This window comes from Neobacillus dielmonensis, assembly GCF_000612665.1.
In the GTDB taxonomy this organism is placed as follows: Bacteria; Bacillota; Bacilli; order Bacillales; family Cytobacillaceae; genus Neobacillus; species Neobacillus dielmonensis.
The window spans coordinates 66,886-75,139 of sequence record NZ_HG942051.1; the positions used below are offsets into that span (position 1 = coordinate 66,886).

At 40.5% G+C, this 8,254-nt stretch carries 7 protein-coding genes; 1 reads left to right on the top strand and 6 read right to left on the bottom strand.

What is annotated here, in order from left to right:
- Positions 1 to 8 precede the first annotated feature (8 nt).
- The 6 genes from BN2425_RS08465 to BN2425_RS08490 form a co-directional block, all read right to left on the bottom strand.
- Complete coding sequence (locus BN2425_RS08465; RefSeq protein ID WP_042457642.1) at positions 9 to 1,148, bottom strand: conserved virulence factor C family protein; 1,140 nt, start codon at positions 1,146 to 1,148, stop codon at positions 9 to 11.
- Between the two features lie 80 nt (positions 1,149 to 1,228).
- Positions 1,229 to 3,118 (bottom strand): ABC-F family ATP-binding cassette domain-containing protein, encoded by a 1,890-nt coding sequence (locus BN2425_RS08470; RefSeq protein ID WP_042457606.1) that lies wholly within the window; start codon positions 3,116 to 3,118, stop codon positions 1,229 to 1,231.
- Positions 3,119 to 3,121: 3 nt separating this feature from the next.
- Positions 3,122 to 3,763 (bottom strand): HD domain-containing protein, encoded by a 642-nt coding sequence (locus BN2425_RS08475; RefSeq protein WP_042457607.1) that lies wholly within the window; start codon positions 3,761 to 3,763, stop codon positions 3,122 to 3,124.
- 77 nt (positions 3,764 to 3,840) lie between these two features.
- Entirely contained in the window at positions 3,841 to 4,686 is an 846-nt protein-coding gene (locus tag BN2425_RS08480) for a DegV family protein (RefSeq protein WP_042457609.1), read from the bottom strand.
- Between the two features lie 169 nt (positions 4,687 to 4,855).
- Positions 4,856 to 5,389: a hypothetical protein gene (locus BN2425_RS08485; protein ID WP_042457613.1), complete on the bottom strand. Its 534-nt coding sequence runs from the start codon at positions 5,387 to 5,389 to the stop codon at positions 4,856 to 4,858.
- Positions 5,390 to 5,405: 16 nt separating this feature from the next.
- Entirely contained in the window at positions 5,406 to 7,094 is a 1,689-nt protein-coding gene (locus BN2425_RS08490) for a formate--tetrahydrofolate ligase (RefSeq protein ID WP_264757803.1), read from the bottom strand.
- A 212-nt stretch (positions 7,095 to 7,306) separates the two neighbouring features.
- Here BN2425_RS08490 and metA point away from each other — a divergent pair, with 212 nt between their 5' ends.
- Positions 7,307 to 8,215 (top strand): homoserine O-acetyltransferase MetA, encoded by a 909-nt coding sequence (metA, locus tag BN2425_RS08495; protein WP_042457619.1) that lies wholly within the window; start codon positions 7,307 to 7,309, stop codon positions 8,213 to 8,215.
- Positions 8,216 to 8,254: the final 39 nt, after the last annotated feature.

Genomic DNA, 8,254 nt, shown 5'->3' on the forward strand with positions numbered 1-8,254 from the left:
TAATCTGCTCAAGAATCACTCTTTCGGGCTTCGGTCATTTGTTTCCAAACGGACCCTTTGGCTTCTTTGCCGCCCTCAATTCTTTCAATTGCCATTTTAATTTGCATGCTTACTTCAAATTCAGGGTCGTTTTCTGCAGCATTTAAAGCCGGCAGTGCCTCCTTATCACCCTGTTCATATAAAAACATGGCTGCACGCCAGCGCACCAATTTACTTGGGTCTTTTAACGCCTTCTCCATTACAGGAGCAGCCTCTGGAAACCCTAAATCGGACAAGCAATCCCCTGCAGTTCTACGAACAGTAACCGTCCTGTCGCCTAATGCTTTATACAACAGCGGCAGAACTGCCTTATCTTCAATCATCCCCAGATAGACAGCTGCCAATCTTCGAATTGAAGGTTTTTCATCCTCTAAGGCTTTTCCTAAGACTAGCAAATCATTTACATCAGGATCATCCATTTGCTCCAGCAATTGATAACGGACCTGCCAATCAGGGTGCGTCAAGTCCTCAACGGTTAGCTTTTTGCGAGGCGGCTTTATAGGTTTGGCTAGTATTGCCGTTTCACCTACAATAGCTTTAGCAATCAGCTCTTCCAAGCGTTCATGGGGATAGGCCGCAACTAACTCATCAACTACCTCCTGACCTATTTGGTCAAGATCACCATATCTGACCCCATGATTCTTCCATTTTCGAAGCAGAATATAATTGTCATTCGGGAGCTGTGCCCTTTCTCTTGCCTGCAAAAATTGCTCTGGCATCCCGTACCGCTTTTCTGTTGTCCCATCAGTAAGTTTGACCTGAAGTGGTATATCTTTAAACAATTGGACTTCTACTTTTATTTCGCCAAAGTGATCATTGATAATCGCATTAGTCCCAGCAATTTCGGTGGCAGTTTCTCCAAACGCTTGTCGAACCTTAAGCAACAGCTCCTGCCAGTCAAATTTTGCGTTCCTTTCTACAGCCAAGAAGTCTGCAACATGGTAAACACCCTTTATACCTTCAATTTGAAGGATGGATTGAATAATTGGGGGTGCATCTCCCATATTATCCTTTTTATAATTATGGCTTTTTCCCATCGGCAGTTCCTTGTCAAGGATAATTTTCATGGTATTTGGACTGGGCGTTGGTTCAATTGAATTAATTTTCACCACAATCACCTGATTCCTCTAATTTCTTTTACAAGTTTATCATAATGAATACGATTCATTCACATATTATGCACTTGATCTTAGCTATTTTCAGCTAGTTCCGCAAGATAAGACCAGCGCTCTATCAATTGTTCCAGTTTACTATTTAATTCGGCAGCCTGCGTCATTAGCTCCTGCAATTTTGTAAAATCACTGCTATACTTCTCTATTTCCCCCGTAATAGTTTCCAGTTTTGCTTCTGTTTGGGCAATTACCCCGTCAATTTCTTCCCATTCTTTTTGTTCTTTAAAAGTAAGTTTTTTCTTTTTTTCCTTTTCAGGGGCTTTGAATGGAGCAGGTGAAGATTTTCCTTCTTTTTTGGGCTCCACGATGACTTCTCGTTCCAGATATTCACTATAGTTTCCGTAAAATGGTTCAATTTTTGCATCGCCCTTAAAAATTAGCAGTTGGCTCGCCACCTTATCAAGGAAATAACGGTCATGGGAAACCGTTATTACTACTCCTGGGAACTCTTCCAAGTAATCCTCGAGTATAGTTAATGTCTGAGTATCAAGATCATTGGTTGGCTCATCCAGCAGGAGAACGTTAGGAGCCGACATCAAGATTTTTAACAAGTACAGGCGCCGTTTCTCGCCGCCGGAAAGTTTTCGGATAGGTGTTCCGTGTGTATAAGGTGAAAATAAAAACCGTTCGAGCATTTGAGCTGCTGAAATGTTCTTCCCATCCGAAGTCTCTACGACTTCCGCGGTTTCCTTAATATACTCAATCATCCGCTTATTTTCATCCATATCTTCGCTTTCCTGGGTGTAATAGGCGATTTTTACAGTTTGTCCGATATTAAACATACCCGAATCAAGGGGTATCCGCTGGGCTAAAATATTTAAAAACGTTGATTTCCCCGTACCATTATTACCGATAATTCCAATCCGGTCCCCAGGCTTAATAAGCAAATCAAATGAATTAAGAATCATTTTATTCCCATATTGTTTCGATGCATCTTTCAACTCAAACACCTGCTTGCCCAAGCGGCTGCCGTTAAGGGAAATGTCCAATTTTTCGGCCCCAGGTTTCCCATTAGACAATTGATGATCCAACTCTTCAAATCTTCCAATTCGGGCCTTTTGCTTTGTGGACCTTGCCTGTGCCCCGCGTCTAATCCACTCCAATTCCCGTCGGTACAGATTTTTCTTCTTTTCAAATGTGGCTGCTTCGTTCTCTTCACGAATTGCCTTTGCTTCAAGGAAAGCAGCATAATTTCCTTTATAACTGTAAATAGCGCCCCCATCTAATTCAAAAATTCGGTTGGTTACCCTATCTAAGAAATACCGGTCATGGGTCACAACCAAAATGGAACCTCTATACCTGCTTAAATAGTCTTCCAACCATTTAACCGTTTCAAAGTCCAGATGGTTAGTAGGCTCATCCAAGATGAGTAAATCAGGTTCGGCGATTAATACTTGGGCCAAGGCAACCCGTTTTTTTTGCCCGCCGGATAGTTGACCTACCATTTGACCAAAATTAGTGATACCCAACTTGGTTAATATGGATTTGGCATTGCTGCTGGCATCCCATGCGTTAAGGGCATCCATTTGCTTTTGCAGGCGGTAAAGCTCGTCTAACTGCCCCGAATTGTTTGGGTCTTTATTCAAGTCAATCAATGTTTTTTCATACTCGCGCATTAATTTTAAAATGGGCGCATCCCCATCAAATACTTGTTCAAGTACCGTTCGGTCAGTTTCAAAATCCGGACTTTGCTGCAGGAATGAGATGGAATAGTCTTTACCTGTAATTACCTTCCCAGCATCAGGAGTATCCAATCCGGCCACAATCCTTAATAACGAAGACTTACCCGTTCCATTAACCCCAATGAGTCCGATTCGTTCCTTCTCACCAATGGTAAAAGAAATTTGCTCAAATAATTGTTTTTCCCCATAAGTTTTCGTTACATTTTCGACCGTTAACATTTTCATGTTTTAACCATTCCATTCTTGATAAAATTGTTCTAAAAATTTCTCCATGGCGTCGTGGCGGCTTTCTGCCATTTTTCTTGCAGGATCTGTATTTAATAGGTCTTTAAGTTTAAGTAATTTTTCATAAAAATGATGGATACTTGAAGATTTGCCATTTCGATATTCTTCCAAGCTCATATTGTCCCGCACCTTAAAACCTGGATCATAAATCGGCTGGCCTTTTTTGCCCCCATAGGCAAATGCACGGGCAATACCAATAGCACCAATTGCATCCAAACGGTCGGCATCTTGGACAATTTTCGCCTCTATGGATGTGAGGTTGGAAGCTTGTCCACCTTTATATGAGATCGTAGTAATAATTTGTTTGATATGGTTTTTTTCGTAATCATCTATAGGTAGGCTCTGTAAAAAGTCATCTAGTTTCCGCTCTCCGGCTTCTATACTCTCATTTAATTTTTCATCAGGAATATCATGAAGAAGAGCTGCCATTTCAATAATAAACGGGTCACCGGCTTGTTCTTCTCCGAAAATTAGCAATGCATTCCTTCGAACCCGGTCGACATGATACCAATCATGGCCAGTTGCATCGTGTCCTAGTTGATTTTGCACAAATTCCTCAGTCGTTTCTATCGTTTGTTCTTTCATCTCTATACACCTGCCTTCATCCCTGCTATTTTATCATGAACAACCATAAAAAAATAACCCCAAAGACTCTGGGGTTACTATAATCCGTTATACCAACTGATTCCTAATGTATTTTCTCCTGCATGCACTCCAATAACTGCACCAAGTGGGCAACAAACAATGTTTAGGTGAGGATACTGGTTTTCAAGTTCCCTCCGCCATTCCTCCGCTTGCTCCTCATGCAAACCATATAGAATATAAACTTCGTTAACCTGATTTTTTTCATAAGCAAGATGAAAGTAATCAAGGACTTTTTCTTTTGCCTTCTTCTCACTTCTTACTTTTTCTTTAACGATTAAAGAACCCTGGTCAAAAGAAATGATGGGCTTCACATTCAACATACTACCAAGGAAAAATTGAAGTCCTGACATTCTGCCACCTCGGTGCAGCTGTTCTAAACTGCCTACAAGCACATAAGTTTCGCTTGTATCCCTGATTTTCTCAAGCTTTTCTATTACCACGTCAAGCGTTTCTCCTGCTTCCAGCCACTCGATTCCCTTTTTTAATAAAGCTGACATTGGATAAGTAAGGATTTGTGAGTCAAATGTTGTTACTGGTATATCCACCAACTTAGCTGCCTGTTCGCTGGAGGAAACGGTGCCACTTAGTTTTCCTGAAAGTAGAACTGCCACAATTTGGTCGTAATCCTTTGATAACCTCTCATATAATGTTTGAAACGCTCCGACAGATGGCTGAGATGTTTTTGGCGGCGATTTCAAAAATTTAAGCCTATTAAACAATTCGGCTGGGGTCAAATCCACTCCATCAATGAATTCTTCACCATCTAATGAAATGGTTAATGGAACGGTATATATATCAGGATGATTTTTTAATTCTTCATCTAAAAATGCTGTACTATCAGTTACCCAAGCTGTTTTAGCCACGCTCATCTCCCCTTTTATTAGGCTCTATATTAGCATGTGGTCTTAATATCTAGTTATAACTATATTACTTTTAATTTTGAATATTGTAAATATTTATTTTTAATACTTATAAAAGTCGTAAAAAAACGAGATGCTCCTACATAAAAGGGCATCCCATTCGTTTTTAAGCTTAATCAAAAATAAGATTGTCTAATTCTTGCAAGGTTGTACACACCAAAGCAGTCAACTCCACTAAATCATCTAACTGGTCCTCACTGACCAGTCTCTGGAAATCAATCGTTATTACATTTTTTATTTTTTTGGAAAGCATTAACGGGTTATATTGAATGGTTTGGGTTATTTTCCTCGTACTCCCCCAATTTTCCATTAGCAATCTTTCGATTTCCGTAAACTTTTCCAGGTCATTTTTATGCTCGAGAAAGTAATGCAATTTTACAAAGCATCCTGCTAATTGCTCCCGATGGGAGTCCGGAAGCAATTCTGCTGCCAAGTTGTTTAAAGTGGATTCCAGTTCCAATTTAGCTGTTATTTTGGAATGTCCCTCCCCGCGCAATTGAAAACTGATGGTAAATAGCCTGGACAGTTTGGCAAGATTTAACCAATCATTTCGGTCCGTAATAATGATCTCCCCACTTAAATCCAGGTCATACAAGGCCCCTTCAATGACGACCTTCATGTTATCAAAGGCTGTTGGATCAAACATTGGCCATAACAACTCCTTAAAATAATCCTACTGCATTGCCAGCCTCGTCAACATCCATATTTAGGGCCGAAGGTTTTTTAGGTAGACCTGGCATCGTCATAACATCACCTGTTAAAGCAACAATAAAACCGGCTCCTATCGATGGTTTAAATTCCCTTACCGTGACTGTAAAATCACTGGGACTGCCCAATTTAGCTGGGTTATCTGATAAAGAGTACTGTGTTTTCGCCATACATACCGGCAAATTCGACCAGCCTAATGCATCAAAATTGGTTAATTGTTTTTTGGCGGCGGCTGTAAACTCTACATCCTTCCCTCCATAAACTTTTTGTACAACTGTTCTCACCTTCTGTTCGATAGAATCGGACAGTTCATATAAAGGGTGGAAATGGTTTTCTTCACGTCCGATTACATCTAAAAGCTTTTCAGCTAGGTCAATCCCCCCTTCACCGCCTTTTTCCCATACTTCCGTTAACGCAGCAGGTACATCCTCTTGCTTGCATAATTCTAATAATGTTTTAATTTCTGCATCGGTATCAGATACAAATTTATTAATTGCCACAACGATTGGAAGTCCAAAACTTTTAATCGTTTCAATATGTTTTTTCAGATTGGCAAACCCTTTTGTTAGTGCGGCAGTATGTTCACTGGCAAGGTCATGCTTTGGAACGCCGCCATGCATTTTTAAGGCACGGATGGTCGCAACAATAACGACTGCCTCTGGTTTGATGCCCGCACTTCGTGATTTAATATGTAAAAACTTCTCTGCACCTAAATCGGCTCCAAATCCCGCCTCTGTAATCACATAATCTGCCAGCTTGGAAGCTGCATGAGTTGCAATCACACTATTGCAGCCATGAGCAATGTTGGCAAATGGTCCGCCATGAACGAGTGCTGGTGTATGTTCAATGGTTTGAACAAGATTGGGCTTAATTGCATCCTTGAGCAATAAGGTTAATGCGCCTTCGACGCGGAGATCACCTACTGTAACAGGCTGCTTATCATAATTATAGGCAACCACCATTCGGGATAACCGTTCCTTTAAATCCTTGAGATCAGATGCCAAACAAAAGACGGCCATTATTTCCGAAGCTACCGTGATATCGAACCCATCTTCTCTTGGAACACCTTGTGTAGGTCCGCCAAGTCCGATAATTACTTTCCGTAAAGCACGATCATTTAAGTCAACCGCACGTTTCCATACAATTCGTCTAGGGTCTATATTTAATTCATTGCCTTGATGGAGGTGGTTATCAATAAAAGCGGCAAGGGCATTGTTTGCCGTTGTAATAGCATGGAAATCTCCTGTAAAGTGCAAATTGATATCTTCCATAGGGAGCACCTGTGAAAAGCCTCCGCCAGTAGCACCGCCTTTAATCCCCATGGTAGGTCCTAAGGATGGCTCCCTTATAGCAATCATAGCTTTTTTCCCGATTCGATTGAACGCATCGCCTAAACCAACAGTTACAGTTGATTTTCCTTCCCCTGCAGGCGTCGGATTAATAGAGGTTACTAGAATAATTTTTCCCGATTGATTCGTACTAATCTTGGCAAGGGCTTCGTTTGAAATCTTCGCCTTGTACTTACCAAAAAGTTCAAGGTCATCCTCTTTCAAGCCAACTTTTTGAGCAATTTCTTTAATAGGCAGCATGGCTGCATCTTGAGCAATCTCAATATCAGATTTAATTGTTGTTTTTTTTACCAAAGCTAGTCCCTCGCAATCTATATATAGAATGATTCTCATTTCTCATTGTATCAAATACTCCACTTTATTCCGACATGGAAATAGATTATCCAAAATAGCGTCTTTCCTAAACTTCCATTAATGTATATAATTAAAACATTGAATTTTTATAATATTCTTGGACTTACTCGAAAAAGCCCAATTAACAAATCTTTCCAAAAGGGGATGATCGTTTGCCAATTAACATACCAAAACTCTTGCCGGCCCGCGAAGTTTTAGAGCAGGAAAATATCTTTATAATGGATGATGAGCGTGCTGTCAGCCAGGATATCAGGCCATTAAATATTTTAATTTTGAACTTAATGCCTGAAAAAGAAAAGGCTGAAACACAGCTGTTACGACTACTTGGAAACTCACCACTGCAGGTAAACGTACAATTTTTAAAAACTATATCCTATGAATCCACTCATACAAGTAGACAGCATCTTGATCAATTTTATACTGACTTTACCCAAGTCAAACAGCAAAAGTTTGATGGCATGATTATTACTGGTGCACCTGTTGAGCTTATGGACTTTGAACAGGTTAAGTATTGGTCAGAATTAACGGAAATCATGGATTGGGCCAATGAGAACGTAACTTCCACCTTACATATTTGCTGGGGTGCACAGGCTGCCCTTTATCATTATTATGGAATTGATAAGTTTGAATTGACCAGGAAATGCTCCGGTATTTATGCCCACCAGATTATTGAACAAAACGATATTTTATTGCGCGGATTTGATGATCAATTTTACGCTCCGCATTCCCGCTATACGGATGTTTCGATTGAAGCCATTCAAAGCCAAAGTAAGCTGAAGTTACTAGCGGCTTCGAAGGAAGCAGGGGTCCTATTAGTAGCATCTACCGATCGAAAGCATGTTATGATCACTGGTCACCTAGAATATGAATCTGACACCTTAGCACAAGAATACGAGAGAGATTTAAGTCGTGGCTTAGAAATCCATATGCCAGAAAATTATTTTCCTGATAATGACCCTACCCAGCCGCCAATCAACCGCTGGCGGTCACACGGCCATTTATTTTTCTCGAACTGGCTCAATTACTATGTCTATCAAGAGACACCTTTTATATGGAGATAAAACCTGCCGATTGGCAGGTTTTCAGGCTGTCGAAAAACC

What these genes read in the sequence shown, in the direction of transcription:
- BN2425_RS08475 (WP_042457607.1), bottom strand. Translation starts at nt 3,763, where the DNA reads ATGAAAGAACAAACGATAGAAACGACTGAGGAATTTGTGCAAAATCAA.
- BN2425_RS08485 (WP_042457613.1), bottom strand. Translation starts at nt 5,389, where the DNA reads ATGTTTGATCCAACAGCCTTTGATAACATGAAGGTCGTCATTGAAGGG.
- BN2425_RS08470 (WP_042457606.1), bottom strand. Translation starts at nt 3,118, where the DNA reads ATGAAAATGTTAACGGTCGAAAATGTAACGAAAACTTATGGGGAAAAA.